The organism is Tsukamurella asaccharolytica (assembly GCF_007858435.1).
GTDB lineage: Bacteria > Actinomycetota > Actinomycetes > Mycobacteriales > Mycobacteriaceae > Tsukamurella > Tsukamurella asaccharolytica.
In genome coordinates this window covers 1-616 of the sequence record NZ_VIGW01000049.1, presented here as the reverse complement: position 1 = coordinate 616, position 616 = coordinate 1, and the positions used below count along the sequence as shown (strand labels likewise).

Annotated in this window: 2 protein-coding genes; both read left to right on the top strand. The window is 57.6% G+C overall.

Features of this window, described 5'->3' with window-relative positions; translation table 11 throughout:
- The first annotated feature begins 19 nt into the window (after window positions 1–19).
- Complete coding sequence (locus FK529_RS19745) at window positions 20–304, top strand: transposase (RefSeq protein WP_146564352.1); 285 nt, start codon at window positions 20–22, stop codon at window positions 302–304.
- 110 nt (window positions 305–414) lie between these two features.
- Window positions 415–616 (top strand): IS3 family transposase (locus FK529_RS20135; RefSeq protein WP_158635163.1); only part of this gene is annotated, 202 nt, incomplete at its 3' end.

The window sequence follows — 616 nt, the reverse complement described above, 5'->3', positions numbered from 1 at the left end:
GGAACGGTAGGGTTGATTCATGAGTACTGGCAAGTATGGTGATGATTTCAAGGAGCAGGTTGTTCTTGAGGTGATCAACAAGGATCGGACGATCAGTTCGGTTGCGCAGTCCTATGGGCTGGTGTCCCAGACGGTGGGATTGTGGGTGAAGAAATACCGGGAGTCCCATCCTGAGGTGTCTGGTTCGGGAGAGGTCGTGGAATCGGCTGAGATACGGCGGTTGCGACGTGAACTCCGAGAGTCACAGGCCGAGGTCGAATTCCTGAAAAAAGCCGCAGCCTTCTTCGCGAGGGATGTTCAGTGAGCGCACGGTACGCGTTCATTGTGAGTGAAGAAGGCAATTACACGATCACTTTGATGTGTCGCTGTTTGGAGGTGTCGAAGTCGGGGTACCTGGATTGGAAGAGGCGGCCGATGTCTGATACTGAGGTGCGTCGCATTGATCTCACCCACCGTGTTCGGGCAAGTTTCGAGGCGTCGGATGCCACGTATGGGTACCGGCGTATCCACGCCGAGCTCGTGCGGATGGGTGTGGTGGTGTGTGTGGACACGGTGCGCACCATCATGGCCGAGGAGGGCCTGGTGGCAGTCCAGCCGCGCCTGCGGGTGCGCACCA

Excerpts from the sequence above, each read along its gene's own strand:
- FK529_RS19745 (WP_146564352.1), top strand. The coding sequence starts at position 20 with ATGAGTACTGGCAAGTATGGTGATGATTTCAAGGAGCAGGTTGTTCTT.